This window comes from Streptomyces sp. NPDC002076, from assembly GCF_053593835.1.
Map to the genome: position 1 here is coordinate 115,887 of NZ_JBSFDI010000007.1, position 26,988 is coordinate 142,874.

Genomic DNA, 26,988 nt, shown 5'->3' on the forward strand with positions numbered 1-26,988 from the left:
ACTTGACTTGCACAGTGCTGTGCAACGACGTACATTGCACATGGTTGTGCAATTGCACGACGATGTGCAAATACATGCCGTGCACCACGTACTCGTCGCACACCCGAGGAAGGCGACCCCTGACATGCGACTCGTCATGACCGAACCGGTCGAGAAGATGGAGCGCCCCTACGCCCGGCGCTGGTGGGCACTGCTCGTGCTCTGCCTGAGCCTGCTGATCATCGTGATGGCGAACACCGCCCTCACGGTCGCCGCGCCCGACATGACGAAGGATCTCGGGCTGACCAGCGCCGACCTGCAGTGGGTGATCGACGGCTACACCGTCCCCTACGCCGCGCTGATGCTGCTGCTCGGCGCCATCGGCGACAAGTACAGCCGGCGCGGCGCGCTCGTCCTCGGCCTCGTCGTCTTCGGCGGCGGCGCGGTCTTCGGGTACCTCGCCGACAGCGCGGCGACCGTCATCGCGGCCCGTGCCGTGATGGGCGTCGGGGCGGCGCTGATCATGCCCGCCACGCTCTCCCTGCTCGCCGCGACCTTCCCGCGGGGCGAGCGGGCCAAGGCGATCACCCTGTGGACGGCGACGGCAGGCCTCGCCATCGCCGCCGGACCGGTCGTCGCCGGCGCCCTGCTGCGCGACCACGGCTGGTCCTCGACCTTCCTGATCAACGTGCCCATCGCGGCCGTGGCGATCGTCGCCGCCTTCGTCCTGGTCCCGCCCTCCAAGGCCGGTCACCACGACCGCATCGACTACGTCGGCGGCCTGCTGTCGGTGATCTGGACCGGCTCGCTGGTCTACATGATCATCGAGGGCCCGCACTTCGGCTGGGGCGTCAAGGCCGTCACGGCGGCGGTGATCGCGGGCATCGGCCTGGTCGCCTTCGTCGCCTGGGAGCTGCGCCACCCCCGCCCGATCCTCGACGTGCGCCGCTTCACCACCCGCCGCTTCGCCGGCTCCAACCTGGCCGTCGCCCTGTTCTTCCTCGCCGTCTTCGGCGCCTTCTACTACCTCACCCAGCATCTGCAGTTCGTCCTCGGCTACGACGCCCTGCAGACCGGCGTACGCATGCTGCCGCTGGCCGGTGCGGTCTTCATCGGCTCGGCGCTGACCGGCTGGCTCACCCCGCGCGTCGGCATGAAGTGGACCGTCACGGCGGGCATGGTCGGCGGTACGACGGCCCTTGCGCTGCTGACCCGGGTCGACGCGGCCTCGACGTACGCCGACTTCCTGGCCCCCCTGATCATCCTCGGCCTCGCCATCGGCCTCGCCCTCTCGCCCTGCACCGACGCGATCATGGGCGCCTTCCCCGAGTCCGAACTGGGCGTCGGCGGCGCGGTCAACGACACCTCGCTGGAGCTCGGCGGCTCCCTCGGCATCGCCATCCTCGGCTCGCTGCTCGCCACGTCGTACGGCAACCACCTCCGCGACGCCGGCGCGGGCAGCAAGCTCCCCGCGAGCGCCCTGGACACCGCGCGGGACTCGGTCGGCGCCGGGTACGCCGTCGCCCAGGGAATCGGCGACAAGGCGCACGCACTGGCCGCACAGGCGGCCCACGCCAAGGACCCCCAGCAGGCCGCACAGCTCAAGCAGCAGGCCACCGAACTCGCCGCGGGCGCCCGGCAGATGGCCGACGCGGTCGGCTCCTCCTTCTCCTCCGCCGTCGCGCACACCAGCCTGGTCGGCGCGGTGATCCTCGGCATCGGCACGGTCCTCGTGGCCGTCCTGCTGCCACGCCGTGAAGCCGCCGCGCCGGAGGTGAAGACCGAGGAGAGGGAGCTGGTGAACAGCTCGGCCGACTGACGGTTTCCCGCCTCCATCCGCTAACGTGCCGCTCCGGACCGACCGGAACGGCACGTTCGTGCCCGGCGTCAGTACGTGTGAGTCAGTACCTGCATGGAGGCACGGGGGACATGAAGATCGACTGGGACCGGCGGACCTGCGCGCGCAAGGGGCACGTGACCTACGCGCCCGACGACCCCCGGCTGCGGATCCGGCTGCACGCCGAGACCGCGCTCGGGGAGGTGTGGCGCTGTCTGCGCTGCGGCGACTTCGTGCTCGGTGAGCCGCACGGCTCGGGACCGGCCGCGGACGCCCCGCTGGTGCCGCGCGGCAAGGTGCTCCGCGACCTGTTCATCCTGCGCTTCCTCTCGATCGAGCGGGCCGTGCGCGGGGTGTTCATCGTGCTGGTCGCGGTCGCGGTGTGGAAGTTCAGCAACAGCCAGGACGCGGTGCGCCGGCTCTTCAACCAGAACCTGGATGTCTTCCGCCCGGTCTTCAAGCACTTCCACTACGACCTCGACCACTCACCGGTGGTCGGCTCCATCCAGAAGGCCTTCGGCTACAAGCACTCCACGCTGCTGCTGGTCGCCGCCCTGCTGCTGGTCTACGCCCTGATCGAACTGGTCGAGGCGGTCGGCCTCTGGTACGCCAAGCGCTGGGCGGAGTATCTGACGGTCGTCGCCACCGCCGCCTTCCTCCCCCTGGAGATCTACGAGCTCACCGAGAAGGTCAGCTATCTGAAGATCGTCACCCTCGTCCTCAACATCCTCGCGGTCCTCTACATCGCCCTGGCCAAGCGCCTGTTCGGCCTGCGCGGCGGCCGCAAGGCCTTCGAGGAGGAGCGGCACAGCGCCTCCCTGATGGAGGTGGAGGAGTCGGCGGGGGTGACGGTCTGAGGGCGCATCGTGGCCCCCGGCCTTGCCTTGACGCCGACGTCAACACCTACGGTCGTGGACATGCGAATCGGCGAGCTGGCCGCACGGGCCGGGACCAGCACCCGCACCCTGCGCTACTACGAGGCACGGGGGCTGCTGCCCGCCCGGCGCGACGACAAGGGACACCGCACCTACGACGAGAGCGACCTCAGGCTGCTCCGGCAGATCCGGACGCTGCAGGACTTCGGGTTCGAGCTGGAGGAGACCCGGCCCTTCGTGGAGTGCCTGCGCGCCGGGCACCCGGACGGCGACTCCTGCCCGGCCTCGCTCCAGGTCTACCGCCGCAAGCTGGCGGAGCTGGACGCGCTCATCGGGCAGCTGTCGGCGGTGCGGGAGACGGTCGCCGGGCAGCTGCGGCGGGCCGAGCTGGCCCGTGACGCGCTGGCCGCCGAGGCGCTGGTTCCGGGTGGCCCGGAGCCCGTGTGCGAGCTGGGAGGGCTTTCGCGATGAGCTTGGTGAGCGGACTGACCGAGGTGACGGACGCGGATTTCGAGACGGAGGTACGGGGCTCGGACCTGCCGGTGCTGGTGCAGTTCACGGCCGACTGGTGCGGTCCGTGCCGGCAGCTCGCGCCGGTGCTGAAGGACATCGCCTTCGAGGAGGGCGACCGGCTGAAGATCGTACAGATCGACGTCGACCGCAATCCGGGGACGACGGTCGCCTACGGGGTGCTGTCCACGCCGACCCTGATGGTCTTCCGGGACGGTGAGCCGGTGTGGTCCATGGTGGGGGCGCGGCCCAAGCGGCGGCTGCTGGAGGAACTGGCCGACGTACTGTAAAGCCGCCCACGAAAAATCCCCTGAGCAATTGCGCTCGGGGGATTTCTGTGCGTATATTCAGTGGTTCGTGACTTCATTTAGACGAGTCACGGAGAAGTTCACTGGGCACAGTATATCCGGGCGGGAGCGGAATTGTCAAACACCGAATTTCCGAACGATGAATTGCGGCACGAGCAGGAATTCATCGACGGACTGTACGCGCGCGTGGACGTGCTGCGCGGCGACGCCGAGACCTCGGTCGCGGACGCGCTCGCCCAGGGCGACAAGCCCATGCAGGCCCGGCTGGAGCGGGACATCCTGGTCGCCGAGCGTTCGGGGCTGCTCGCCGCGCTGAACGCCGTGGACGGCTCGCTCTGCTTCGGCCGGATCGATCTGGCCGACGGCACCGCCCACCACATCGGCCGGATCGGGCTGCGCGAGGACGACGCCGAGCGCACCCCCGTCCTCATCGACTGGCGGGCCGATGTCGCCCGCCCCTTCTACCTGGCCACCGGTCACACCCCGATGGGCCTGCGCCGCCGCCGGCACATCAGCACCGAGGGCCGGACCGTGACCTCCCTGCACGACGAGATCCTCGACCTCGGCGACGCCACCCGCACCGGATACGAGGACCACAACGGGGACGCCGTGCTGCTGGCCGCGCTGAACTCGGCGCGCACCGGCCGCATGAGCGACATCGTGCAGACCATCCAGGCCGAGCAGGACGAGATCATCCGGGCTCCGTACCGCGGTGTGCTGGTGGTCGAGGGCGGGCCCGGCACCGGCAAGACCGCGGTCGCCCTGCACCGCGCCGCCTACCTCCTCTACGAGTACCGCGAGCTGCTGGCCCGCCGGGCCGTGCTGATCGTCGGCCCCAACCCGGCCTTCCTCGGCTACATCGGAGAGGTGCTGCCCTCCCTCGGTGAGACCGGGGTGCTGCTGGCCACGGTCGGCGAGCTGTTCCCCGGCGTGAAGGCGACCGCGACCGACACCGCCGAGGCGGCCGCCGTGAAGGGCCGCGCCGACATGGCCGACGTGCTCGCCGCCGTCGTACGCGACCGGCAGGCACTGCCGGACCCGGTCATCGCGATCGAGCACGACCGCGAGGTGCTGATGCTCGACGACGGGCTGGTCTCCGTCGCCCGCGAGCGCACCCGTGCCGCCAAGCTGCCGCACAACGCGGCCCGCGAGTACTTCGAGGGCCACATCCTCAACACCCTCACCGAGCTGTACGCCGAACGCGTCGGCACCGACCCGTACGACGGCAGCAGCCTGCTCGACGCCTCCGACATCACCCAGATCCGCGACGAACTCGCGGAGAACCCCGAGGTCTGGTCCGCGATCGACCAGCTGTGGCCGCGGGTCACCCCGCAGCGGCTCGTCGCCGACTTCCTCGCGGAGCCGGACGGCTACCTGCCGCAGGCGGACGCGGACGCGATCCGCCGCCCGGTGACCCGCGCCTGGACCGTCGCCGACGTCCCCCTCCTGGACGAGGCGGCCGAACTTCTCGGCGAGGACGAGCGCTCGGCACGGGCCCGTGCCGAGCGCGAACGAGAGATCCAGATCGCCTACGCGCAGGGCGTGCTGGACGTGTCGTACGCCTCCCGGACCTACGAGTTCGAGGACAAGGAGGACGGTGACCCGGACGGGTCGGAGGTGCTGTCGGCGCACGACATCATCGACGCCGAGCGGTTCGCCGAGCGGCACGAGGAGGCGGACCACCGCAGCGCAGCCGAGCGCGCCGCGGCCGACCGGACCTGGGCGTTCGGGCACATCATCGTGGACGAGGCGCAGGAGCTGTCGCCGATGGCCTGGCGGCTGCTGATGCGGCGCAGCCCGACCCGCTCGATGACCCTGGTGGGCGACCCTGCCCAGACCGCCGAGGCGGCCGGTGTCGGCTCCTGGGCGGACATCCTCGCCCCCTATGTCGAGGACCGCTGGGAGCACACCCGGCTCGGCGTCAACTACCGCACCCCGGCCGAGATCATGGAGCTGGCCGCGGCCGTGGTCCGCGCCGAGAACCCGGACTTCGAGCCGCCGAGCTCGGTCCGGTCGACCGGGGTACGGCCCTGGGTGCGGCGGGCCGACGGCGACCTGCCCGAGGCAGTGGCCAAGGCGGTCGCCGAACTCACCCCGGCCGAGGGCCGCCTCGCCGTCATCGCCCCGCGCGAGCTGCACCGCTCGCTGGCCGGCCGGCTGGACGGCGTCACGGCGGGCGCCGAGCCCGATCTGACCCGTACGGTCGTGCTGCTCGACCCCCGCCAGGCCAAGGGCCTCGAATTCGACTCGGTCCTGGTGGTGGAACCGGCCCGCTACGGCACGAGCGACCTGTACGTCGCCCTGACCCGGGCCACCCAGCGGCTCGGGGTGCTGTACACGGACGAGCTGCCCGAGGCGCTGGCCGCGGGCGTCACCGGGGACTAGCGGAACCGCCGGTGGGCGACGGCGGCGGGTAGCTCGGGTGCAGCGAGGAGGACAGCGGCTCCAGCGACGCGCACAGCGCGGTCGGGAAGGCCGGTTCCCTGCCCTGCACGGCCCGGCACCCGCCGGCCGCGCTCTCGAAGAACGGCTTCCAGCCGGAGTGCTCGGCCCGGAAGAAGTAGCGGTCACCGAGGCGGGACGTGCAGGCGGGGTCCTTGGTGTCGTCGCCGCACGCCGGTCCCGTGCGCCAGGAGAAGTCGAGCACCAGCCACGTCCCGTCGCAGTGCTCGGCGTCCCGGTAGGAGTGCATGGGGGCGTCTACGGCGATCATCGCCTGCTCGTAGGAGGCGGTGGTGCAGCCGGTGGCCGGCGGATGGCAGCCGAGTTTCCCGCACAGCCGCAGCGTGGGCGGCTTGGCGCCGTCGGCGGTGAAGACGATGTCGTTGTCGACCACCAGCTCCCGCTCGCCCAGCGGCTTGGGCAGCCGTACCCGGACCGTGGCCGTCTTCTCCCTGGTGCACCCGGAACGCCTGTCTCCGGACGGGGAGCTGAAGGTGATCTGCACATGCACGGTGCCCGGCACCGTGCCGTACTCGGCGTCGGTGTCCACCGCCTTGAGATCCCGCACGCACGGGTGCTCTCCGCTGGGCACGCGCGTGTCCAGGCTCAGCGTGCGGTGGTCGGCGCCGATCCGGGCACCGGTGACACCGGACGGGCCGAAGGTGGTCCACGGGATCGGCCCGGTCCGAGCGGGCGAGGCCCCTCCGGCCACCCGGGTGCCGCAGCCGCCCAGCAGCAGGACGGCCACGGCGCACAGCAAAGCGGTCACTGATCTCCAAAGTCGCACGCGCCTCAATCCCCCCGTGGTGCACCTGAGTTGACCTGGGGGCACTATAAGGCGCGCGCCGCCCGGTCAGGCGGGCCGCAGCCAGACCGTGGCCAGCGGCGGCAGGGTCAGCCGGATGCTCGCCGGGCGGCCGTGCCAGCCCTGGGGTTCCGGTTTGATGATGTCGGGGTTGGTGACGTCGCCGCCGCCGTACCGCGCGGCGTCCGTGTTCAGCGACTCGTGCCAGGCGGGCACGTCCTCGGGGACCCCGAGCCGGTAGTCGTGGCGGACCACCGGGGACAGGTGGGAGACCGCGAGCAGCGGGTTGCCGTCGGCGTCCAGGCGCAGGAAGGCGAAGACGTTGTCGTCCGCGGCGTCCCCGGTGATCCACTGGAAGCCCGCCGGGTCGGTGTCCCGCTGCCACAGGGCCGGGGTCGCCCGGTACAGCGCGTTCAGGTCCCGTACGAGATCCCGTACGCCCCGGTGGTCGGCCTCGGCGCCGTAGGACGGGTCGAGCAGCCACCAGTCGGGGCCGTGTGCCTCGGACCACTCGGCGCCCTGGGCGAACTCCTGCCCCATGAAGAGGAGTTGCTTGCCGGGGTGGGCCCACATGAAGCCCAGGTAGGCACGGTGGTTCGCGCGCTGTTGCCACCAGTCGCCGGGCATCTTCGACACCAGGGACCGCTTGCCGTGCACGACCTCGTCGTGGGAGATGGGCAGGACGTAGTTCTCGCTGTACGCGTACACCATCGAGAAGGTCATCTCGTGGTGGTGGTACTTGCGGTGCACCGGCTCGTGGCCCATGTACTCCAGCGAGTCGTGCATCCAGCCCATGTTCCACTTCAGGCCGAAGCCGAGCCCACCGAAGCCGCTCGGGCCCTTGTGGTGGGTGGGGCGGGTGACGCCGTCCCAGGCCGTCGACTCCTCGGCGATGGTCACCACACCCGGGCAGCGCCGGTAGACCGTGGCGTTCATCTCCTGCAGAAAGGCCACTGCGTCCAGGTTCTCCCGGCCGCCGTGCTCGTTCGGCGTCCACTGGCCCGGCTCGCGCGAGTAGTCCAGGTAGAGCATCGAGGCGACCGCGTCCACGCGCAGGCCGTCGATGTGGAACTCCTCGCACCAGTACACGGCGTTCGCCACCAGGAAGTTGCGCACCTCCTTGCGGCCGAAGTCGAACTCCAGCGTGCCCCAGTCCGGGTGCGCGGCCCGCAGCGGATCGTGGTGCTCGTACAGCGGCCGCCCGTCGAACTCGGCCAGCGCCCAGTCGTCGCGCGGGAAGTGCGCCGGCACCCAGTCCATCAGCACCCCGATGCCGGCCTGGTGCAGCCGGTCCACCAGGTACCTGAAGTCGTCCGGGGTGCCGAGCCGGGCCGTCGGGGCGTAGAACCCGGTGACCTGGTAGCCCCAGGACCCGCCGAAGGGATGCTCGGCGACCGGCATCAGCTCGACATGCGTGAAGCCCATCTCCCGTACATAGGCGGGGAGTTGTTCGGCGAGCTGGCGGTAGGTGAGGCCCGGGCGCCACGAGGGCAGGTGGACCTCGTAGACGGAGAAGGGCACCTCGTGCACGGGGATGTCGCCCCGGTGCGCCATCCACTCCGCGTCGGCCCACTCGTGCTGCGAGACGTCCACGATCGACGCCGTCGCGGGCGGGGCCTCGGTACGACGGGCCAGCGGATCGGCGCGCAGGGTGCGCGAGCCGTCCGGGCGGGTGATCTCGAACTTGTACACCTCGCCCGCGCCGATCCCCGGCACGAACAGCTCCCACACCCCGGAGGAGCCCAGCGAGCGCATCGGGAAGCCGGTCCCGTCCCAGAAGTTGAAGCCGCCCGCGATCCGCACGCCCCGCGCGTTGGGCGCCCACACCGCGAACCGGGTGCCGGTGACCCCCTGGTGGGTGGTGACATGCGCGCCGAGCGCCTGCCACAACTGCTCGTGCCGGCCCTCACCGATCAGATGCAGGTCCAGCTCGCCCAGGGTGGGCAGGAAACGGTAGGGGTCCTCGGTGTCCAGGACGTTCCCCTCGTACGCCACCAGCAGCCTGTACTCCGGTACGTCCGCGAGCGGCAGCAGACCCGAGAAGAACCCGTCGCCGTCGTCGTGCAGCTCGGCCCGCAGCTCGCCGGTCACGACCGTGACGGACAGCGCGTACGGCCTGAAGGCCCGGAAGACCACGCCGCCGGGCACCGGATGGGCGCCCAGGACGGAGTGCGGGTCGTGGTGGGTGCCGTGCAGCAGCCTTTCCCGGTCGGCGGGGGGGACGGCGGCCGCCGGCCGCTCGTGCGTCGGCACCTTCTGCCTCGGGACCGTCTTCTCCCTGGTCCTGGTGTGCTTCTTGCCCTTCGGGGTCACGGACGAGCCTCCTGGGTGTTCACGCGGCGAGGCGACGGATCGCCGAGAGCGGTACGGGGAGCCAGTCGGGGCGGTGCCGGGCCTCGTAGACGACCTCGTAGACCGCCTTGTCGGTCTCGAAGGCCCGCAGCAGCACCGGATCGGTGCGCGGATCGCGGCCGGACACCTCCGCGTACCCACAGCAGTAGGCGGCCCGGCACGCGCGCGCCCAGTCCGGCGCGGGCGGGGTCACGGAGTGGGCGGCGTAGTCGAAGGAGCGGAGCATCCCCGCGATGTCCCGCACCGGCGGCTGCGGCATCCGCCGTTCGGCCGGCGGCCGGGCCGGCTCGCCCTCGAAGTCGATCAGCGACCACTCCCCGGAAGGGGAGCGCAGACACTGGCCCAGGTGCAGATCGCCGTGGATCCGCTGGGCGGTCCAGGTGCGGCCCTCGGTGGCGAGCGAGGCCAGCGCCGCGTAGGCGGAGCGCAGTCCGCTTTCATACGGCCGCAGGGCGGGCACCGCCTGGACGGCCGCCTCCAGTCGCTCGGTCATCCCGTCGGCCAGCGACTGCAGCTGCACATGGCCGAGGGTGACCGTCGGCAGGGCGCGGGCGAGCGCGGTGTGCACCTCGGCGGTGGCCCGGCCCAGCGACCGTGCCTCGGCGACGAAGTCCTCGCCCTTGGCCAGCTCGCGCAGCGCCAGCTCCCAGCCGTCGCTCGCCCCGCTGACGAAGGGCTGGAGCACCGCCAGCACATACGCATCCGCCTCCAGCTCGGCGTGCAGCCAGGCCGTCGGCGCGGGCACCCGGGGGCAGTCCTCGCGGGCCAGCGCCAGGGGTATCTCCAGGTCGGGGTTGACGCCGGGCACCACCCGGCGCAGCAGTTTCAGGATGAACGTATCGCCGTAGACCACCGACGAGTTGGACTGCTCGGCGGTCATCAGCCGGGCCACGAGACCCTCGCGGATCTCCTGGCGGGGGTCCCGCTCGAAACGCAGCCCGCCGATGCGCGCCCGGGTGCGCAGGGCCTCCAGGAGCACCTCGGCGGGCCGGGGGTCGTACAGGGCCTCGTACACCGTGCGTCCGGCGAGCGGCCCGTCCGCCACATGCCCGATCAGCGCGGGCGCCAGCCGGGGCGGCAGCGCCTCGCGCACGCCTATGAGGAGCTGGTAGCAGTCGCCCGGGTGGGGCTCGGCGCCCAGCGCCGACGGCTGGTGGACGCGCAGCAGCAGGTGGTACAGGCCCAGCCGGCCGTCGGGCGGCAGCAGTTCGGTGACGGCCACGGGGGTGAACCCGGTGACCGGGCGCCCCTTGCCGGCGAACCAGCGCTGCCTCGGCAGCCACTCGCGCAACAAGGGGTCGAGCGAGGCGAGGAGAGGAGTGGTGCTGGAAGAGGTGACCGTTTCCGCCATGGGCGTCACGTCCTTTCCCCGGGTCGTCGGGGTGTTACTGATGCGTGCCCCGGGTGGGGCGGTGGAAACCGCCCCACCCGGGCCCACTACGCGGCTTCCCGCCGCAGGCGGAACCAGTAGAAGCCGTGCCCCGCGAGGGTGAGCAGGTACGGCAGCTCGCCGATCGCCGGGAAGCGGACCCCGCCGAACAGCTCGACCGGGTGCCGCCCGCCGAACCGGCTCAGGTCCAGCTCCGTGGGCTGTGCGAAGCGGGAGAAGTTGTGGACGCAGAGCACGAGGTCGTCCTCGTACTCGCGCAGGAAGGCGAGCACCGCCGGGTTGGTGGACTGCAGCTCGGTGTAGGACCCCAGTCCGAAGGCGGGATTCTGCTTGCGGATCTCGATCATGCGCCGGGTCCAGTGCAGCAGCGACGACGGCGACGACATCGACGCCTCGACGTTGGTGACCTGGTAGCCGTAGACCGGGTCCATGATCGTCGGCAGGTACAGGCGTCCCGGGTCACAGGACGAGAAGCCGGCGTTGCGGTCGGGGGTCCACTGCATCGGGGTGCGCACGGCGTCGCGGTCGCCGAGCCAGATGTTGTCACCCATGCCGATCTCGTCGCCGTAGTAGAGGATCGGCGAGCCGGGCAGGGACAGCAGCAGGGCGGTGAACAGCTCGATCTGGTTGCGGTCGTTGTCGAGCAGCGGCGCGAGGCGGCGGCGGATGCCGATGTTGGCGCGCATCCGCGGGTCTTTCGCGTACTCGGCCCACATGTAGTCGCGCTCTTCGTCGGTGACCATTTCGAGGGTCAGCTCGTCGTGGTTGCGCAGGAAGATGCCCCACTGGCACTTCGAGGGAATGGCCGGTGTCTTGGCGAGGATCTCCGAGACCGGGTAACGGGATTCCCGCCGTACGGCCATGAAGATGCGCGGCATCACCGGGAAGTGGAACGCCATGTGGCACTCGTCGCCGCCGGAGGAGTAGTTCCCGAAGTAGTCGACGACGTCCTCCGGCCACTGGTTGGCCTCCGCCAGCAGCACCTTGTCGGGGTACTGGGTGTCGATCTCCTTGCGCACCCGCCGGAGGAACTCGTGGGTCGCCGGCAGGTTCTCGCAGTTGGTGCCCTCCTGCTGGTACAGGTACGGCACGGCGTCCAGCCGGAACCCGTCGATGCCGAGATCCAGCCAGAACTTCAGCGCGGAGATCATCTCCTCCTGCACCGCCGGGTTCTCGTAGTTGAGGTCCGGCTGGTGCGAGAAGAAGCGGTGCCAGTAGTACTGCTTGCGTACCGGGTCGTACGTCCAGTTGGAGGCCTCGGTGTCGACGAAGATGATCCGGGCGTCCTGGAACTGCTTGTCGTCGTCGGCCCAGACGTAGTAGTCCCCGTACGGACCGTCCGGATCCCGCCTCGACTCCTGGAACCACGGGTGCTGGTCGCTGGTGTGGTTCATGACGAAGTCGATGATCACGCGCATGCCGCGCTGGTGGGCGGCGTCCACGAACTCCACGAAGTCGGCGAGGTCACCGAATTCGGGCAGTACGGCGGTGTAGTCGGAGACGTCGTAACCGCCGTCCCGAAGCGGTGACTTGAAGAACGGCGGCAGCCACAGGCAGTCCACGCCGAGCCACTGCAGATAGTCCAGCTTGGCGGTCAGACCCTTCAGGTCACCGATGCCGTCGCCGTTGCTGTCCTGGAAGGAGCGGACCAGGACCTCGTAGAAGACGGCGCGTTTGAACCACTCCGGGTCCCGGTCCTTGACGGGCGTGTCCTCGAAGGTGTCCGGGACGGGCTCATTCACGATCATATTGTGGGTGACCCTCCGATCTGCGGGTTGGACGGTCGCAGGACGGTGAAGACATGCGCGGGCCGATGACCCGGTTCGAGGCGCACATAGTTGGCCCTGCCCCAGTAGTAGGTCTCGCCGGTGAGCTCGTCGCGCACCGGCACGGACTCGTGCCAGTCCAGGCCGAGTTGCGGCATGTCCAACGAGACCGTTGCCTCCTGGGTGTCGTGGGGGTCGAGGTTGGCGACCACCAGAACCGTGTTCGACCCGCTCCGCTTCGAGTACGCGATCACCGCGTCCTTGTCGGCGTGGTGGAAGTGCAGATCGCGCAGCTGACGCAGGGCCGGGTTCTGCCGCCGGATGGTGTTGAGCCTGGTGATGAGCGGCGCGATGGTCCGGCCCTCACGCGCCGCAGCCTCCCAGTCCCGCTGCCTGAGCTGGTACTTCTCCGAGTCCAGGTACTCCTCGCTGCCCTGCCTGAGCGGGGTGTTCTCGCACAGCTCGTAGCCGCTGTAGATGCCCCAGGCGGGGGAGAGGGTCGCGGCGAGCACGGCCCGCACCTCGAAGGCCGGCCGGCCGCCGTGCTGAAGGTAGGCGTGCAGGATGTCCGGGGTGTTGGCGAAGAAGTTCGGCCGCATGTAGGCCGCGGCCTCACCCGCCAACTCGCTGGCGTATTCGGTGAGTTCCTGCTTTCTGTTGCGCCAGGTGAAGTAGGTGTAGGACTGCTGGAAGCCGATCTGGGCGAGGGTGTGCATCATCGCCGGGCGGGTGAAGGCCTCGGCCAGGAAGATCACGTCCGGGTCGGACGCGTTGACCTCCGCGATGACCCGCTCCCAGAAGACGACCGGCTTGGTGTGCGGGTTGTCGACGCGGAAGATGCGCACGCCGTGGCCCATCCAGTGCCGCAGGACCCGGACGGTCTCGGCGACGAGCCCGTCCATGTCCGCGTCGAAGGCGATCGGGTAGATGTCCTGGTACTTCTTCGGCGGGTTCTCCGCGTAGGCGATCGTGCCGTCCGGCCGGTGATGGAACCACTCCGGATGCTTGTGCACCCAGGGATGGTCGGGCGAGCACTGGAGCGCGAAGTCGAGAGCGACCTCAAGACCGAGTCCGCGGGCCTTTTCGACGAAGAAGTCGAAGTCCTCGAGGGTGCCGAGGCCCGGGTGGACCGCGTCGTGCCCGCCCTCGGGCGAACCGATCGCCCAGGGCACGCCCACGTCCTGCGGACCGGCGGTAAGCGTGTTGTTGGGCCCCTTGCGGAAGGTCGTGCCGATGGGATGGATCGGCGGCAGATAGACGACGTCGAAGCCCATCTCCGCGATCGACTCCAGCCGGCGCACGGCCGTACGGAACGTGCCGTGCGGCTGTTCGGCCGTACCCTCCGAGCGCGGGAAGAACTCGTACCAGGAGCCGTACAGGGCCCGCTCCCGCTCCACCAGCAGCGGCATCGGGTCGGAGGCGGTGACCAGCTCCCGCAGCGGATGACGGGCCAGCAGGTCCTTCACCTCCGGTGCCAGCGCCGCCGCGAGGCGCCAGGCGGCCGGCCGGTTCTCGTTCCGCAGGGCCGACACGACCTTTCGCACGACCGGCCGTTGGCCGGCCGGGACGCCGGCGGCGGCGCGCTCGTACAGCCGCGCGCCCTCCTCCAGGACCAGTTCGGTGTCGATGCCCGCCGGGATCTTGATGCCGGCGTGGTGCTGCCAGGTCGCGACCGGGTCGGCCCAGGCCTCCACCGTGTAGGTCCAGCGGCCCGGTTCACCCGCGGTGACGATGGCGCCCCAGCGGTCGGTGCCGGGGGCCAGTTCGCGCATCGGCGTCCACGGTCCGGGCCGGCCGGCCGGGTCGCGCAGCACCACGTTCGCCGCGACGGCGTCGTGCCCCTCCCGGAAGACGGTGGCGGACACCTCGAACGACTCACCGGTCACCGCCTTGGCCGGCCTGCGCCCGTGGTGGACCACCGGACGTACGTCGAGGACGGGGATACGGCCGAGGACGGTGTCCGGGGGACCGGTCGGGGCCTGTGCGGGGACGGGCACGTCGGTGGCGGCCTTTACGGATTTCTTGCCCGTTGTTTTCCTGGCCGGCTGCCTGGCCGACTTCTTGGCCGGTTTCTTGGCCTGCTGCCCGGCCGGGGTCTGCTCGGCCTGCGCGGCCTGCCCGCCCGGGGTCTGTTCGGCCTGCGCGGCCTGCTCGGCCTGCGTGGGCTGCTCCGGTGCTGCTGCCGGGGCCTTGCTGCTTGTCGGAGGTGCTGACGAATGGTGCGTGGCGGGCATGACCGCTCCTGTCCGCGTCAACGTGGGTGTGGGCGGATGGATGTGGTGACGTGGGTCCTGCGGAGGTGCTGTGGGACGCCTGTGGGTTCGTACCGGAGGAGCCTTCCCACCCTGTTCGGGTGGGCAATCCGGAACTTTGTTAACTACTCCCGCGTATGTCCACCCACAAGACCGGCCCCTTTCACCGGGTCTCTTTTCCGGGTGCCCGCGGGCCGTCACCCCACGCCCCGACACCCCCGCCGGACGCGTCCCCACCGACCCCCGGGTAACCCACTACCGTCGAGGGTGACGACGAGACGTACAGCGCCGTGCGTCTCACTCCGCAACGCGTCCGAGGTGGAAGTGTGAAGGCGATCCGTCGGTTCACCGTCCGTCCCGTTCTCCCCGAACCTCTGCGGCCGCTGAGCGACCTGGCGCGCAATCTGCGCTGGTCCTGGCATGCGGAAACGCGCGATCTGTTCCAGTCCGTGGACCCCGAGGCGTGGGCCGCAGCCGGGGGTGACCCGGTGCGGATACTGGGCCGGGTACGGCCGGCGCGGCTGACCGAGCTGGCTGGGGACCGGCGTTTCCTGCGCCGCCTCACCGCGGTCGCCGACGACCTCGACGACTATCTGACCGGCGACCGCTGGTACCAGACCCAGGCGGACGGCATGCCCACGGCCATCGCCTACTTCTCCCCGGAGTTCGGCATCACGGCCGCCCTGCCCCAGTACTCCGGCGGCCTCGGCATCCTGGCAGGCGACCATCTGAAGGCGGCCAGCGATCTCGGCGTACCCCTGATCGGTGTCGGGCTGCTGTACCGGCACGGGTACTTCCGGCAGACCCTGTCCCGCGACGGCTGGCAGCAGGAGCACTACCCGGTGCTCGACCCCAACGAGCTGCCCCTGACCCAGTTGAAGGAGGCCGACGGCGCCCTGGCCCAGGTCTCGCTCGCGCTGCCCGGCGGCAAGGCGCTGCGCGCCCGGATCTGGCTGGCCCAGGTGGGCAGGGTGCCGCTGCTGCTCCTGGACTCGGACGTGGAGGAGAACGACCTCGGCGAACGCGGGGTGACCGACCGGCTCTACGGCGGCGGCAGCGAGCACCGGCTGCTGCAGGAGATGCTGCTCGGGATAGGGGGTGTGCGGGCGGTGCGGACGTACTGCCGGCTCACCGGGCACCCGGAGCCGGAGGTGTTCCACACCAACGAGGGGCACGCGGGGTTCCTGGGCCTGGAGCGGATCGCCGAACTGTCCGCGGCCGGCCTGGACTTCGACTCCGCCCTGGAGGCGGTGCGCGGCGGCACGGTCTTCACCACCCACACTCCCGTCCCGGCCGGCATCGACCGCTTCGACCGGGAGCTGGTCGCCCGGCACTTCGGGGTGGACGCCGAGCTTCCCGGCATCGACGTGCAGCGGATTCTGACCCTGGGGATGGAGACGTACCCCGGCGGCGAGCCGAACCTGTTCAACATGGCCGTGATGGGGCTCAGGCTGGCCCAGCGGGCCAACGGGGTGTCGCTGCTGCACGGTCAGGTGAGCCGGGAGATGTTCGCGGGATTGTGGCCGGGATTCGACCCCGAGGAGGTGCCGATCACCTCCGTGACCAACGGGGTGCACGCGCCGACCTGGGTCGCCCCCGAGGTGCTGAGGCTCGGCTCCCGGCAGGTCGGCTCCGAGCGGGCCGAGGACGCGCTGACCGTCGGCGGCTCCGAGCGCTGGGACTCGGTGGCGGAGATCGAGGATCAGGAGATCTGGGAGCTGCGTCGCACCCTGCGCGAACGGCTGGTGCTGGAGGTGCGGGAGCGGCTGCGGGCGTCCTGGCGGCAACGGGGCGCGGGCGATGCCGAGCTGGGCTGGATCGACGGCGTGCTGGACCCGGACGTCCTGACGATCGGCTTCGCGCGCAGGGTGCCGTCGTACAAACGCCTGACGCTGATGCTGCGGGACCGAGACCGCCTGATGGAGCTGTTGCTGCATCCCGACCGCCCGATCCAGATCGTCGTGGCGGGCAAGGCGCACCCGGCGGACGACAGCGGCAAGCGCCTCGTGCAGGAGTTGGTCCGCTTCGCGGACGACCCGCGGGTCCGCCACCGGATCGTGTTCCTCCCCGACTACGGCATGGCGATGGCGCAGAAGCTCTACCCCGGCTGCGACATCTGGCTGAACAACCCCCTGCGCCCCCTGGAGGCGTGCGGTACGAGCGGTATGAAAGCGGCACTCAACGGCTGCCTGAACCTCTCGGTCCTGGACGGCTGGTGGGACGAATGGTTCCAGCCGGACTTCGGCTGGGCCATCCCGACGGCGGACGGCGCGGGCACGGACCCGGACCGCCGCGACGACATCGAGGCGGCGGCGCTCTACGACCTGCTGGAGCAGCGGGTGACTCCGCGCTTCTACGAGCAGGGCCGGGCCGGCCTCCCCGACCGCTGGATCCAGATGGTCCGCCAGACCCTCACCCTGCTCGGCCCCAAGGTGCTGGCCGGCCGCATGGTCCGCGAGTACGTCGACCGCCTCTACGTCCCCGCCGCGCAGGCCCACCGCGCACTGACCCCGGACACGGCGGGCGAGCTGGCCGCCTGGAAGGCCCGGGTCCGGGCGGCCTGGTCCGGGGTGAGCGTGGACCACGTGGAGACGACGGCCCCGACCGCCACGGCGGAACTGGGCTCGACGGTGGGCCTGCGGGTCCGGGTGGCCCTCGGCTCACTGACTCCGGACGACGTCGAAGTCCAGGCGGTGTCGGGCCGGGTGGACGCGGAGGACCACATCACGGACGCGACGGTGGTCCCCCTGAAGCCGGCCGGTGCGCCGGATCTGGAGGGCCGCCTGCTGTACGAGGGCCCGCTGGCTCTGGATCGCACGGGTCCGTATGGCTACACGGTCCGCATCCTCCCGAGCCACCGTCTGCTGGCCTCCGCCGCCGAGCTGGGACTGGTGGCGGTGCCTTCGGAGGAGGGGGTGGAAGGGGCGGGGGTGTTGTTGCGGTAGGGGGCTGACGACGTCTCCGCTACGTGGCCTTCTTCAGGGCCTCGATGAAGAGGGTGAAGGATCCGGCCGGGACGGTGAGGGTGCCGACGGCCGGGTCCTTGGAGTCGCGGATGGATGTGCGGGTGGGGGTGGTGGCGATCTCGACGCATTCGTTGCCGTCGCCCTCACCGGAGTAGGACGACTTCCGCCAGTTGTCGAGGGGGTTCATGGGATACCTCACAGCTCCTTCGTCAGCTCGCGAATGAAGTCCCGCGACTGATCGGGCTCAAGCGATACGGCCTCCACCTTACGGAAGCGCGTTCGATAGGTACTGAGCTGAGCTTCCGAGTCGATGAAGACAGAACCGTGAGGTGCGTCCCGTACCACTGTGTCCAGTCTCGGCAGGGGGCCACTCACGTACGTCATCGTGCTGGAGGCTCTGGCGAAGCCGTCCAGGTCGAAGGGGATGACGCGAACGGTGATGTGGTCTGCCTCGGAGAGTTCCAGGAGCCGGCCGAGCTGAGCCCTGGAGGTGGCACGGTCGCCGACTCTGATCCGAAGTGCCGCCTCATGGATCACCGCTTCGTACGGGACGGCGAACTCCTGCCGTGCCTTGCGATGCTGGATGCGCAACTCGAGTTCCTGGCGGGTCAGTTCCGGCAGCCTGGACGAGAAGACGGCACGAGAGTAGTCCTCGGTCTGCAGCAGGCCCGGTACGTACAGGATGGCCACGTGGCGGAGGGAACGGGCGTGATGCTCCAGCTCGGACAGGTCGAGGAATGATGTGGGCAACAGGCCCCGGTACTCCTCCCACCAGCCGCGCGTCCGATCGGTAGCCATCTCCACCAGGGCGTCGATGAACTCCTCGTCGGTGCAGGCGTAGTGGGACGCGAACCGACGCAGGCGCTCCTCGCTCACTCCGATGAGCCCCGACTCGATGTGGCTGATCTGGACCCTGTTCATGCCGAGCAGCGCCGCCGATTGGACGGCGGTGAGCCCGGCTGCCTCACGGAGCCTGCGCAGTTCGAGCCCGAGTCGCAACTGACGTGCTGTTGGTTCGCGCCTCTGCACCATGAGTTGCTCCGGCTCTTTCGGGGAGTGATCGTGCGATCAGCTTGCCACGGGTAACAGATTACCCCTACCGTCGGTGACGTAGCGCACACGCAGCGGAAGCGCACCGCGCCGTCGTGCCATGGCGGCTGCGGCAATGCCACCGCGCGCGGAATCCCCACTCACTGACCGGAGTTGATGACGCATGCCCGAGAACGAAGACACCTGGGACTACACGCTCTACATCCCGAACGACCTCCGGTGTGCCGCCGTACCCTGCGCCTGATCCTGACCCTGCACGGGTTGATCGGGCTGGTGGACACGGCGGAGCTGCTGGCGGCGGAGCTGGTGTCGAACGCCGTGCGGCACACGAAGGGGCCGGCGGCGTTGAGGGTGCGGCGTACGGCGGAGGGGATGGTGTGGATCGGGGCGTGGGACACCGATCCCGCGCCACCGGACCCGCCGCGCCCGCTGGAGCAGGTGGCCGAGCTGGAGCTGGAGGACGGGCGGGGGCTCGGGCTGGTCAGGGCGTGCGCGCAGTACTGGGGGTGGCAGCCGACGGCTCGGTTCGGGGATCGGGGGAAGTTCGTGTGGTGCGAACTTGTGGCGGCGTAGCTCGTTGATCACGGCGATGGAAGGGAGAGCTGATGGTCGGCTCGTCGCATGAGGCGTTGCACCGGATCTTTCAGAAGGATCCGGCGCTGCTGACGAAGGCGTTACAGAAGGTGCTGTGCGTGCCGTTTCCCGAGCCCCGGGAGATCGCGGCGCTGAATGTGGATCTCACCGAGATCGAACCGGTCGAGCGGCGGGTGGACACGCTGTTGCGGGCGGAGACGGACGAGGGCACGTATCTGCTGGTGGTGGAGTCGCAGGGGAAGGTGGACGATCGTAAGCGGGGCAGCTGGCCGTACTACCTGAGCTACTTGTACGAGAAGTACCGCTGTGAGCCGGTGCTGATCGTCATCACCCAGAGCAGCAGGACCGCCCAGTGGGCCTCGCGCCCGATCCGCTTCGGCTTCACGGGCTGGGACTCGTTGACGGTGCGGCCGCTGGTGCTGGGTCCGGACAATGTGCCGGTGATCGCGGACGAGCGGCAGGCGGAGCAGGATGTCCCCCTTGCGGTGCTCTCGGCCATGACGCACGGGCGTGGACCGCAGGCTCCGGCCATACTGGAATCCCTGGCCGCCGCCCTGCGGACCATCGACCCGGACAATGCCGCGGTCTTCGTGCAGTTCGTCGACTCCTGCCTGGCCGACCCCCAGGCGAAGCAGATGTGGAGGGATTTGATGACGGCGATCCAGTACTTCTGGCGACACCCGCTTGCCGAGCAGGTACGGGAGGAGGGTCGAGAGCAAGGTCTGGAACAGGGGCGTATCGAGGACCGCCAGGAGATGATCCTGCGCATCCTGGAATGGCGCGGCATCCCGGTACCCGACTCCGTCCGTGAGCGAGTCGAAGCCTGCGCAGACCTGGATCAGCTGGAGGTCTGGGCCCAGCGAGCCGTACACGCCACGGACGCGACGGAGCTGTTCACCGAGGAGTGAACAGGTAGCCGTTGGGCCGCTCGCTTCTCGGCGAGTGTCGTGCCTGCGCGAGGTGCGTCAAGGGCGCTGCGCGTCGGCTCCGCCGATGGCCCTCCGGGCCATTTCATACTGTGTCCGGCTATTGCGTTCCCCGAGGAAGTCGGAAAGGAGCGCTGATTTGGCGGGAGTCGAGGATGACTCCTCTCTTGAGTTCATCGATGCCTTTACCTGACAGGTGAACCTTGGCGTTGTGTGGTGGTTCCAGGAAGTCCACTGGTTTCTCGTAGTGACGAATCCAGTCAAGTGTCATGTAGTCCTGGCGTGCATTTGCGTCGACAACGGCACTGGATGAAAATTTCTGACCCGTGCGCGCGATGCCGTCCACACATCGAACGACGCATACGGCGGTCGTAGTAGTCCTCGCCTCGACGGAGTAGACCTGCAGCCTTGCGGTGTCAATGTTGTGCATGCCGGTGAGCTTCCGCTACAAAGCGTCTTATTTGTTCAGGGGATACTCTTCGTATGCATCAATTTTCAGAACGTGGATCCTCATTTTAGCGGGGATGTCGTGCACCGTGCTTACCGGGAGCGCAACAGCAGCTAGGCTCATTGCTTTTTGTCGATGGTGAAGTCGATTCCTGCCGTGCGCAGGGCGTCGGCCAGTCTACTAATTTCCACCAGCGTTCCTGTCCGTCCTTCAGAGCGCAACTTATCCGCCGCTTCCTTGGATTCCTGCAATGAAGTCCCATCGATCTCGCGCATTGTCTTGATTAGTCTTGCGCCACCAATTTCTGTTCCGGAAACACGGATTACCGATTCGCGATTAGCGGAAAGCACTGCATTCCGGACGTAGCTAGGGGATGGGCCCGATCCGCCGGCATGCCATGCGTCTCCGCATTTTGGGCAAGTGCATTCTGTATCCCAACGAGGCCTTCCGTTTATGAGGGCCTCCGTTGCCGTGCAAGATGCAGCCGCTCCGCAATTGTCGCACGTTTCTGTGTACGGCCCGCTCTCTAGGATCATATTGCCTCTCATTCCCATCCTCGCATTCTCCTGTATCGTTCTATTGTTTCGTAGAATCTATCGGACAGGCCAGATCCATTCTTGGGGTGATGGTCTTCGAATATCCCTCTGGACCACCAGCGATGATGGAGTTCTTCATGTGCGATTGTATCCCGTAGCTCATGTCGAGAGACGAAAGAATCGCGTCCTAGGTGTGTATCCTCCCCAAATTTTGACACCCCGTGGCCGACGAATGGGCTGTACTGAGGTTTATGGGTGAGCCGCAGGTTGGGAAACTCCTCCTTGATGATTGCGTCGATGGCGCGATTACGAGCTTCAGCGGTCCTACCTGTCACATGGCTCAGGTCTGCGGTCCACCGGCGCGGTTTGTCCTCCAGGCCCTTTCCCTCGAGAAGGGAGGGGTTTGAGTTATCGCTCGGTGCTTTGCAGGGGGCCAGCCCAAGTGGATCCGTCCACGTGTAAGGGTTCTGTACATAGCTGGCGGGGTTGGGTGCCGGGGTCAGCCCAAGAGGATCGGCGGTGAGGTATCTGGCCGTTTCAGGGTCGTAGTGGCGGAAGTAGTTGTAGTGGAGGCCGGTTTCTGGGTCGTAATACTGGCCCGGGAAGCGTAGGGGTGTGTAGGTGGTGCTCTCGGCTGCCCACGCTGTTGTCCCCCACAGGGTGCTTCGGGTGCGCTAGGCGACGTCGCCCTGTTCGTCTATGAGTTCGTTCGGGGTGCCTACCAGGTCGGTGACGATGGCGAAGAAGCGGGAGTCGATTTCGTCCTGGGGGGCTTCGGCTGCTGTGATGCGTTCGGTTTGGGCGAGGGGGCGGAGGCCTCGGTGGTCCCAGGTCAGGGTGACCGGGTTGGGGAGATCTCCCGAGGTTGTGGTCTGTTCGCAGAGGGTGGTGCCGTCCCAGGTGAAGTCGACGCGTTCTACAACCGATTCGCCGTCCTCCGCCAGGCGGAGCTTGGCCGTCCGGCGGCCGAGGGGGCCGTAGGTGTAACGCCAGCGGGTGCCGTCGGGGGTCACCACGGAGGCCAGGCGGTCCTCGGCGTCCCACTCGTAGCGCCAGGTGTCCGCCTTCCTCGACAGGCGGGTTTTCTGGCGGAGGGTGATGCGGCCCAGGGCGTCGTGTTCGTAGCGGACGTTGCCTGCTCGGGTGATGCGGGTGCCTGCGTAGGTGCGGGGGCCCGTGGCCTCTGCGCCCGGGTGGGTCGTCGGCCAGGTTGCCTGGGTCAGGTTGCCTGCCTCGTCGTAGGCGTAGCTCTCCGTCCAGTTCGCCGCGTGGACCGCCGTTACCCGGCCCGTCGCGTCCAGGTCGAAGCGGCGGGAGCCGGACAAGTGGTCGGCGATGCCGATGACGTTGCCGTCGGCGCGGTAGGCGTACGCCCGGTGCTGGACCGTGCGGCCCTCCGCGCCCGTCACCGACTGCACAGTCAGACGGCCCATCGCGTCGAAGGTGTGCTCCAGCGTGACCGCTCCGCCGATCCGGCGGGTCAGTTCTCGGCCTGCCTCGTCGTAGGTGAAGTCGATCGAACGGCCCGACGCCACCATGCCCGTGCGGCGGCCCGCCGCGTCGTACGTCCAGCTGGTGACGGCGCCTGCCGGGGTTGTGCGGCCCGTGCGGCGGCCCAGGGCGTCGTACGTGTACGTCACCGTGCGGTCGTTGACGGTCTCCGAGTGCAGGCGTCCGTAGCGGTCGCGCAGCAGGGTCAGGGTCGTGCCGTCCGGGCCCGTGGCCTGAGCCACTGGTCCGTCTCATAGAGCGTGCCCGCGGACAACCCCACCTCCGCCGCGAAGGCGTTGCCCTCCGCCACCAGGCCGCGCACGCCCCACTCCCAGCGCTCGCAGAACGACGTGAACTTCGACGTCAGGTCCTCGTGGCCCAGCTCCATCCCGGAGAGTTCCAGGTTCGAGAAACCCCGGCCCGCTCCCGCCATGCCGACGAGGCCCAGGTCCTTCAACTCGGCCAGCGTCTGGGTGATGCCCTGCGCGATCAGGTTCAGCCCGGCGGCCTCGATGTCCTTGCCGCCGCCCTTGTCCCCGCTCATCGCGGTGTTCCCCCGTTCGTCTCCTCCACGGCCCGGTCAACGGCCGCCGCATCCGGCACGATCCCCACCACCGGTGGGAACAGCACCTCTTCGCCCTCGCTGCCCACATCCAGGGCGACCCCGCACGGCACACCCACCGCCGGCACAGCGGCATCCAGCAGCCGTGCCCCGAACCATCGTTGGTAAGCCCACTCCCGCGCCGCCTCGCCGCATGCGAGTGCGAATCGGGCCAGGGCACGCTCGTCGGAGAAGGCGTAGATCCAGCGCACGCCACCGAAGTCGGCCGTCAGCAGGCCGTCGTTGTCCGCGTCCAGCGGAACGAGTACGGCCGTACGACGGAACTCGCCCAGCAACATGGCGAACTCACGGCGCCTGCGCTCGACAGCATCTGAGGCGACGGTGAGCGTTGCTGCGCGCTCAGGCAAACCCGCGTCCTCGGACGCCTTCGCTTCGGTCGTGTCCCGCTGGTCAGTGCGGGGCACGACCACATAGTCGTACAGGCGTGACCTGCGTCTTCTCGCCGACGAGCCGCTATCGCCCCCGCGTTCGAACATGCCTGGGATCATCACACCGGCACATTGCGGATCGCAACGCGGAACGGGGCACCGGCGAACAGGTCGGCTGAATTCCGATCCCTACGCGCTCTACGGCGCGAGCAGATGCAGCCCTGAGCAGCCGTACCCGCCTGCCGGGTCCGGTGCGTACACCCAGTAGAGCGCCAGGAGCTGCACGAACAGCAGGAACAGTGCGAGGGTCGCGGAGATCGTCACGAGCCACGCACGTCCGCCTCGGCCCGGCACCAGACCAGGGCTGTGCGCACTGCGCAGCAGCCCTGCGTACAGCGCCACCGCGGTAACAGAACACAGTGGACCGGCCCATGCCGTGATGTACATCCGCGTGGAGGGGCCCAGGTACTCGCAGTGCTGGAACGTGTCGGAGGAGAAGGAGAAGTGGGCGGCCAGCAGCCCGAACGACACGATCGTCAGGACGGGCACGAGCAGGTCGGTGCGGCGCCGGGCCGGGGAGGAGGCGGTGGCCTGGTCGGTGGTGGCGGGCGTAGGAGGAGGTGTCATCAGTACCAGTCCGGGTTGGGGCGAACGATGCGGACGTTCTGGGCGCCTTCGTGCTTCTCGGTGGCGGGGAGACGTCCATCCAGACTCACGTTCTGGTAGGAGTCGGTGTGCTGGGTGTACTTGATCTCACCATCGGGCATCACGGCTGTGACGATCGCCGCGTGATGCGTGTTGCCCTTCTCGATCGAGTCGTTGGGGCCGGACTGCTCGAAGTAGAGGATGTCACCCGGCTTCACCTCGGAGCGCGGGATCTCCTCACCGCCGTGCCGGAGCATGAAGTCCTTCTGGTTCTCGGCGGCGGACCAGGTGTTGGAGTAGGCGAGTGACCTGTCTATCCGGTCGATGCCGGTCGGGTTGCCGATCATCCAGCTGTCGTCGTCGCTGGTTCCCCAGATCGACGTCTTCTCCTTCATCCCCGCCGCATGCAGGGCGTTGGAGACGAAGTTGGTGCAGTTGTTGCCGAAGTCGGTGGGGTCGCTCTTGTCCCAGTTGTCCAGGGCGTACTGGACCAGCTTGACGCGGTCATACTTGCCGTTGCCGCGCAGGTCCTGCTGGACGTCGGGGGGTATGCCGTCGAGGTTGGCGATGAGAACCGGCTCGGCCAGCATCATGTCCTTGCGCTGCTGGGCCGTCAGGCCGTCCCACCACTCGCGCACGGTCGTCGGATCCTGTCCGACCGGGACGTCGGCGGCCAGCATCTGCATCTCGACGTGCGAGGCGTCGTTCTGCAGCTTGAGCGCCTTGTCCGGGTCGGCCAGGTTGGTCTGCTCGGCGAGCTTGGCGAATTCCGCCGCGGCCAGCTTGTCGGCGGTGGTCACCTGCTCCACGGCCTGGTTGATGAGATCCAGCACCTGGGTCCGGTAGGGCCCGAGATCCTCGGCCTCCATACGGTTGTGGACGGGCGGGCCCGTGACCGTGCCGTCGGTGCTGATCGTCAGTCCGTACCGGTCGGCGAGCTCGGTCGCCTCGCGCAGGGTGCTCTGGGCGGTCTCGATGGCCGTGGTCACGCCCTCGACGACCATCTTGACGGAGAGCAGGATGTCGGAAGCCGCCTCGAGTTGGTTGGCCAAACTCTCGAACTTGCCGGCGGCGGCCTGTCCGACCTCGTCGGTCCAGTTGTCGGCCAGCGGCTTGACCCCGAGGTTGCGCAGGTCCTTCGCCGCGCCGAGCGCGTACGTGGACAGCGACTCCCACTCCGCCGCGGCCGTCTGCCACTTCTTGGGGAGGGCGTTGTTGATGCCTTCGTACGAGACCACGCTCAGGCCTTCCCCAGATCCTGGACGGCCGCGTGCAGCCGGGCCTCGGCCTCGGCGTCAGCTCTGTCGTAGCCCTGGGCGGAGTCCTTCAGCTTGGCGCTGAGGTCGCCGAGCTGCTTGGCGAGCGACACCATGTGGTCTTCCCAGTCCAGTGCGCACACCTTGAGCTGGACAGGGCTCAGCCAGCCGTAGCCGTAGTGGGCCCCGTACACCTCGTCGCTCGTGTCGAGGGAGTGGCTCAGGCGCTGCATCGCCTGGCGTGACAGGGTCTCCGTGTCGGCGGCCGCGCCGTGTACGCCCTGCGTCTTGATGTCGATGTCCGGGCGGCCCCCGCCGCCCGCGCCCGCGTCGGCCACGTGGTTCAGCCGCATGTGCGCCGATGCGGGGCCGGTCGCGCCCTCCCCGTTCTGGCGCCGCTCAGCGGCCTCGGCCTTCAGCTGTTCCCACTCGTCCCATGCCATGGGCGTGTGCCTCCCCCGTGTGTGCCGATCCCGGCGAATCTAGCAGCCGGGGGTAGTGAACACGTCAACGAGTGGGGAGGGCGCCTGGGTGGCGTGTGAAGTTTTTGGGTGCGGGTGCGCCTCGGCCCGCTCAACCGACACACCCACTTCGCCGCGCGGCTGGGCTTCAATTGGTTCGTGGACGACTCGCCAGAGCTCGCTGAGACTGAGCTGGAGAAGATCTACCATGTCGTGCGCGAGCCCGGCTTCAGTGCCTACTTCCTGCTCGGCGCCGGTGAGGAGGCGGAAACCGTCGACAACACCGACGCGTGGGTGCGGTTGCCCGACGGCAGCCGGTGGTCGGCCACGCTGCTGACGCTCGGCGCGATCGGCAGGGTGCTCCGGCGCTGGAAGGAAACCGGCGAGGAAGGCGGTGGCGTCTTCTTCGCGTGTCCGGATCTCGTCGTCGTGCCCGAGTCCGGGGTGCCCGCCATGACGGCGGCCCTCCGCGAGGTCGTGGCCCACGGAGTCCAGGGCATCCTCGCGCGGTTGGCGGACTGAGGCGGTCAGTCCTCGGACAACCCCTCGCACAGCCTGCGCAGCACCGCGCCGCAGCGGCGGGCGTACGCGTGCTGCAGGCCCCGGGTCGCCGGGCCGGCCGCCCTTGCGTACCACTTGACCGGTTTGCTGAAGGCGGCCACCGTCAGCCAGACCGTGCCGTCTCCCGTGCGGTCGACCACGAAGGCCTCCTCGCCGCATTCGGGGTGGCCCTCCAGGGTGCCGTAGGCCCAGCCGGCCCGGCGGGGTTCCTCGGTCGTCCAGATGACGCGGCAAGGGGCCTTGATGAGCCCGGCCAGGGTGACCGTGACGGCTACGTCAGGGGCCGCGCGGTCGGCGGTGGCGTCGATGCCGACGCCCAGGGCTCGGTGCATCTCCCAGGTGAGGACCGCCTCGGCGGCCCGGTGGAAGAGCTTCTGGCCCTCGCCGAGGCGGGTGCGGACGTGCAGGGGGTGGAAGCCGGGCGGGCAGTAGGTGAGATCGTCGCGGGTCGCGCCGACCGGCTCGTACGTGAAGGGCGCCGAGGACATGGGTCACAAGGGTAGGGCGGCGCCCGGAGGGTCCTTCCCCCGGGTGCCGCCCGTCCTCGA

The 26,988-nt window shown here is 69.2% G+C and carries 23 protein-coding genes and 2 pseudogenes; 9 read left to right on the forward strand and 16 right to left on the reverse strand.

Annotated elements, in window-relative coordinates:
* Positions 1-124: 124 nt before the first annotated feature.
* The 5 genes from ACWCQS_RS17110 to ACWCQS_RS17130 all read left to right on the forward strand — a co-directional run bounded on the left by ACWCQS_RS17110 (position 125) and on the right by ACWCQS_RS17130 (position 5,894).
* A complete protein-coding gene (locus tag ACWCQS_RS17110; protein ID WP_451005163.1) occupies positions 125-1,798 on the forward strand; it encodes an MFS transporter in 1,674 nt (557 codons plus the stop codon).
* A gap of 110 nt (positions 1,799-1,908) precedes the next feature.
* On the forward strand, positions 1,909-2,673 hold the full coding sequence (locus ACWCQS_RS17115; protein WP_451005164.1) for a DUF2127 domain-containing protein: 765 nt from the start codon (positions 1,909-1,911) through the stop codon (positions 2,671-2,673).
* A gap of 60 nt (positions 2,674-2,733) precedes the next feature.
* Entirely contained in the window at positions 2,734-3,162 is a 429-nt protein-coding gene (locus tag ACWCQS_RS17120) for a MerR family transcriptional regulator (protein WP_451005165.1), read from the forward strand.
* A complete protein-coding gene (trxA, locus tag ACWCQS_RS17125; protein ID WP_451005166.1) occupies positions 3,159-3,491 on the forward strand; it encodes a thioredoxin in 333 nt (110 codons plus the stop codon). Before ACWCQS_RS17120 ends, trxA begins: the two co-directional genes overlap by 4 nt.
* A 162-nt stretch (positions 3,492-3,653) precedes the next feature.
* Positions 3,654-5,894, forward strand: a complete 2,241-nt coding sequence (locus ACWCQS_RS17130) for a HelD family protein (RefSeq protein ID WP_451005344.1) — start codon at positions 3,654-3,656, stop codon at positions 5,892-5,894.
* Here ACWCQS_RS17130 and ACWCQS_RS17135 read toward each other — a convergent pair.
* The 5 genes from ACWCQS_RS17135 to ACWCQS_RS17155 form a co-directional block, all read right to left on the reverse strand.
* Positions 5,881-6,720: a hypothetical protein gene (locus tag ACWCQS_RS17135; RefSeq protein ID WP_451005167.1), complete on the reverse strand. Its 840-nt coding sequence runs from the start codon at positions 6,718-6,720 to the stop codon at positions 5,881-5,883. The genes ACWCQS_RS17130 and ACWCQS_RS17135 overlap by 14 nt on opposite strands.
* An 84-nt stretch (positions 6,721-6,804) precedes the next feature.
* Entirely contained in the window at positions 6,805-9,009 is a 2,205-nt protein-coding gene (gene glgB, locus ACWCQS_RS17140; RefSeq protein ID WP_451005345.1) for a 1,4-alpha-glucan branching enzyme, read from the reverse strand.
* A 79-nt stretch (positions 9,010-9,088) separates the two neighbouring features.
* Complete coding sequence (locus tag ACWCQS_RS17145) at positions 9,089-10,459, reverse strand: maltokinase N-terminal cap-like domain-containing protein (protein WP_451005168.1); 1,371 nt, start codon at positions 10,457-10,459, stop codon at positions 9,089-9,091.
* 86 nt (positions 10,460-10,545) lie between these two features.
* Positions 10,546-12,246, reverse strand: coding sequence for a maltose alpha-D-glucosyltransferase (gene treS, locus ACWCQS_RS17150; RefSeq protein ID WP_451005169.1), 1,701 nt, complete (start codon positions 12,244-12,246; stop codon positions 10,546-10,548).
* Positions 12,243-14,498, reverse strand: a complete 2,256-nt coding sequence (locus tag ACWCQS_RS17155; protein ID WP_451005170.1) for a maltotransferase domain-containing protein — start codon at positions 14,496-14,498, stop codon at positions 12,243-12,245. Before ACWCQS_RS17155 ends, treS begins: the two co-directional genes overlap by 4 nt.
* A gap of 344 nt (positions 14,499-14,842) precedes the next feature.
* On the opposite strand from ACWCQS_RS17155, the gene ACWCQS_RS17160 reads away from it, so the two are divergent.
* Entirely contained in the window at positions 14,843-17,461 is a 2,619-nt protein-coding gene (locus tag ACWCQS_RS17160; RefSeq protein WP_451005171.1) for a glycosyltransferase family 1 protein, read from the forward strand.
* Positions 17,462-17,480: 19 nt separating this feature from the next.
* Here ACWCQS_RS17160 and ACWCQS_RS17165 read toward each other — a convergent pair whose 3' ends face one another.
* Together ACWCQS_RS17165 and ACWCQS_RS17170 are read right to left on the reverse strand one after the other, a co-directional pair.
* A complete protein-coding gene (locus ACWCQS_RS17165) occupies positions 17,481-17,669 on the reverse strand; it encodes a DUF397 domain-containing protein (RefSeq protein ID WP_451005172.1) in 189 nt (62 codons plus the stop codon).
* Positions 17,670-17,677: 8 nt separating this feature from the next.
* The gene (locus tag ACWCQS_RS17170; RefSeq protein WP_451005173.1) at positions 17,678-18,514 is read right to left on the reverse strand and encodes a helix-turn-helix domain-containing protein; all 837 of its coding nucleotides are present in this window, start codon (positions 18,512-18,514) and stop codon (positions 17,678-17,680) included.
* Positions 18,515-18,695: 181 nt separating this feature from the next.
* Between ACWCQS_RS17170 and ACWCQS_RS17175 the strand changes: the two are divergent.
* A pseudogene (locus tag ACWCQS_RS17175) lies at positions 18,696-19,105 on the forward strand (ATP-binding protein).
* Positions 19,106-19,137: 32 nt separating this feature from the next.
* Positions 19,138-20,034, forward strand: a complete 897-nt coding sequence (locus tag ACWCQS_RS17180; RefSeq protein WP_451005174.1) for a hypothetical protein — start codon at positions 19,138-19,140, stop codon at positions 20,032-20,034.
* Positions 20,035-20,152: 118 nt separating this feature from the next.
* Here the strand turns inward: ACWCQS_RS17180 and ACWCQS_RS17185 are convergent, their stop codons facing one another.
* From ACWCQS_RS17185 to ACWCQS_RS17220, 8 genes and pseudogenes are all read right to left on the reverse strand, one after another.
* Positions 20,153-20,482, reverse strand: coding sequence for a hypothetical protein (locus tag ACWCQS_RS17185; RefSeq protein ID WP_451005175.1), 330 nt, complete (start codon positions 20,480-20,482; stop codon positions 20,153-20,155).
* A gap of 137 nt (positions 20,483-20,619) precedes the next feature.
* Positions 20,620-20,775 carry a hypothetical protein gene (locus ACWCQS_RS17190; protein ID WP_451005176.1) on the reverse strand — a complete coding sequence of 52 codons (156 nt, stop codon included), beginning with the start codon at positions 20,773-20,775 and terminating at the stop codon, positions 20,620-20,622.
* Positions 20,776-21,044: 269 nt separating this feature from the next.
* Positions 21,045-22,769, reverse strand: a pseudogene (locus tag ACWCQS_RS17195) (RHS repeat-associated core domain-containing protein); the annotation flags it as partial.
* Positions 22,733-23,071 carry a hypothetical protein gene (locus ACWCQS_RS17200; protein ID WP_451005177.1) on the reverse strand — a complete coding sequence of 113 codons (339 nt, stop codon included), beginning with the start codon at positions 23,069-23,071 and terminating at the stop codon, positions 22,733-22,735. The gene ACWCQS_RS17200 and the pseudogene ACWCQS_RS17195, both read right to left, overlap by 37 nt.
* The gene (locus tag ACWCQS_RS17205) at positions 23,068-23,637 is read right to left on the reverse strand and encodes a hypothetical protein (RefSeq protein ID WP_451005178.1); all 570 of its coding nucleotides are present in this window, start codon (positions 23,635-23,637) and stop codon (positions 23,068-23,070) included. The genes ACWCQS_RS17200 and ACWCQS_RS17205 overlap by 4 nt, the downstream gene beginning before the upstream one ends.
* 78 nt (positions 23,638-23,715) lie before the next feature.
* Positions 23,716-24,144: a hypothetical protein gene (locus tag ACWCQS_RS17210; RefSeq protein ID WP_451005179.1), complete on the reverse strand. Its 429-nt coding sequence runs from the start codon at positions 24,142-24,144 to the stop codon at positions 23,716-23,718.
* Positions 24,144-25,400, reverse strand: coding sequence for an amidase domain-containing protein (locus ACWCQS_RS17215; RefSeq protein ID WP_451005180.1), 1,257 nt, complete (start codon positions 25,398-25,400; stop codon positions 24,144-24,146). Before ACWCQS_RS17215 ends, ACWCQS_RS17210 begins: the two co-directional genes overlap by 1 nt.
* Positions 25,401-25,402: 2 nt before the next feature.
* A complete protein-coding gene (locus ACWCQS_RS17220) occupies positions 25,403-25,861 on the reverse strand; it encodes a hypothetical protein (protein WP_451005181.1) in 459 nt (152 codons plus the stop codon).
* A 177-nt stretch (positions 25,862-26,038) separates the two neighbouring features.
* On the opposite strand from ACWCQS_RS17220, the gene ACWCQS_RS17225 reads away from it, so the two are divergent.
* Complete coding sequence (locus ACWCQS_RS17225) at positions 26,039-26,401, forward strand: hypothetical protein (protein WP_451005182.1); 363 nt, start codon at positions 26,039-26,041, stop codon at positions 26,399-26,401.
* Positions 26,402-26,406: 5 nt separating this feature from the next.
* Here the strand turns inward: ACWCQS_RS17225 and ACWCQS_RS17230 are convergent, their stop codons facing one another.
* Positions 26,407-26,928: a DUF1990 domain-containing protein gene (locus ACWCQS_RS17230; RefSeq protein WP_451005183.1), complete on the reverse strand. Its 522-nt coding sequence runs from the start codon at positions 26,926-26,928 to the stop codon at positions 26,407-26,409.
* Positions 26,929-26,988: the final 60 nt, after the last annotated feature.

What these genes read in the sequence shown, in the direction of transcription:
- ACWCQS_RS17110 (WP_451005163.1), top strand. Translation starts at nt 125, where the DNA reads ATGCGACTCGTCATGACCGAACCGGTCGAGAAGATGGAGCGCCCCTAC.
- ACWCQS_RS17115 (WP_451005164.1), top strand. Translation starts at nt 1,909, where the DNA reads ATGAAGATCGACTGGGACCGGCGGACCTGCGCGCGCAAGGGGCACGTG.
- ACWCQS_RS17120 (WP_451005165.1), top strand. Translation starts at nt 2,734, where the DNA reads ATGCGAATCGGCGAGCTGGCCGCACGGGCCGGGACCAGCACCCGCACC.
- trxA (WP_451005166.1), top strand. Translation starts at nt 3,159, where the DNA reads ATGAGCTTGGTGAGCGGACTGACCGAGGTGACGGACGCGGATTTCGAG.
- ACWCQS_RS17145 (WP_451005168.1), bottom strand. Translation starts at nt 10,459, where the DNA reads ATGGCGGAAACGGTCACCTCTTCCAGCACCACTCCTCTCCTCGCCTCG.
- treS (WP_451005169.1), bottom strand. Translation starts at nt 12,246, where the DNA reads ATGATCGTGAATGAGCCCGTCCCGGACACCTTCGAGGACACGCCCGTC.
- ACWCQS_RS17155 (WP_451005170.1), bottom strand. Translation starts at nt 14,498, where the DNA reads ATGCCCGCCACGCACCATTCGTCAGCACCTCCGACAAGCAGCAAGGCC.
- ACWCQS_RS17165 (WP_451005172.1), bottom strand. Translation starts at nt 17,669, where the DNA reads ATGAACCCCCTCGACAACTGGCGGAAGTCGTCCTACTCCGGTGAGGGC.
- ACWCQS_RS17170 (WP_451005173.1), bottom strand. Translation starts at nt 18,514, where the DNA reads ATGGTGCAGAGGCGCGAACCAACAGCACGTCAGTTGCGACTCGGGCTC.
- ACWCQS_RS17180 (WP_451005174.1), top strand. Translation starts at nt 19,138, where the DNA reads ATGGTCGGCTCGTCGCATGAGGCGTTGCACCGGATCTTTCAGAAGGAT.
- ACWCQS_RS17185 (WP_451005175.1), bottom strand. Translation starts at nt 20,482, where the DNA reads ATGCACAACATTGACACCGCAAGGCTGCAGGTCTACTCCGTCGAGGCG.
- ACWCQS_RS17190 (WP_451005176.1), bottom strand. Translation starts at nt 20,775, where the DNA reads ATGCGCGAGATCGATGGGACTTCATTGCAGGAATCCAAGGAAGCGGCG.
- ACWCQS_RS17200 (WP_451005177.1), bottom strand. Translation starts at nt 23,071, where the DNA reads ATGAGCGGGGACAAGGGCGGCGGCAAGGACATCGAGGCCGCCGGGCTG.
- ACWCQS_RS17205 (WP_451005178.1), bottom strand. Translation starts at nt 23,637, where the DNA reads ATGATCCCAGGCATGTTCGAACGCGGGGGCGATAGCGGCTCGTCGGCG.
- ACWCQS_RS17210 (WP_451005179.1), bottom strand. Translation starts at nt 24,144, where the DNA reads ATGACACCTCCTCCTACGCCCGCCACCACCGACCAGGCCACCGCCTCC.
- ACWCQS_RS17220 (WP_451005181.1), bottom strand. Translation starts at nt 25,861, where the DNA reads ATGGCATGGGACGAGTGGGAACAGCTGAAGGCCGAGGCCGCTGAGCGG.
- ACWCQS_RS17230 (WP_451005183.1), bottom strand. Translation starts at nt 26,928, where the DNA reads ATGTCCTCGGCGCCCTTCACGTACGAGCCGGTCGGCGCGACCCGCGAC.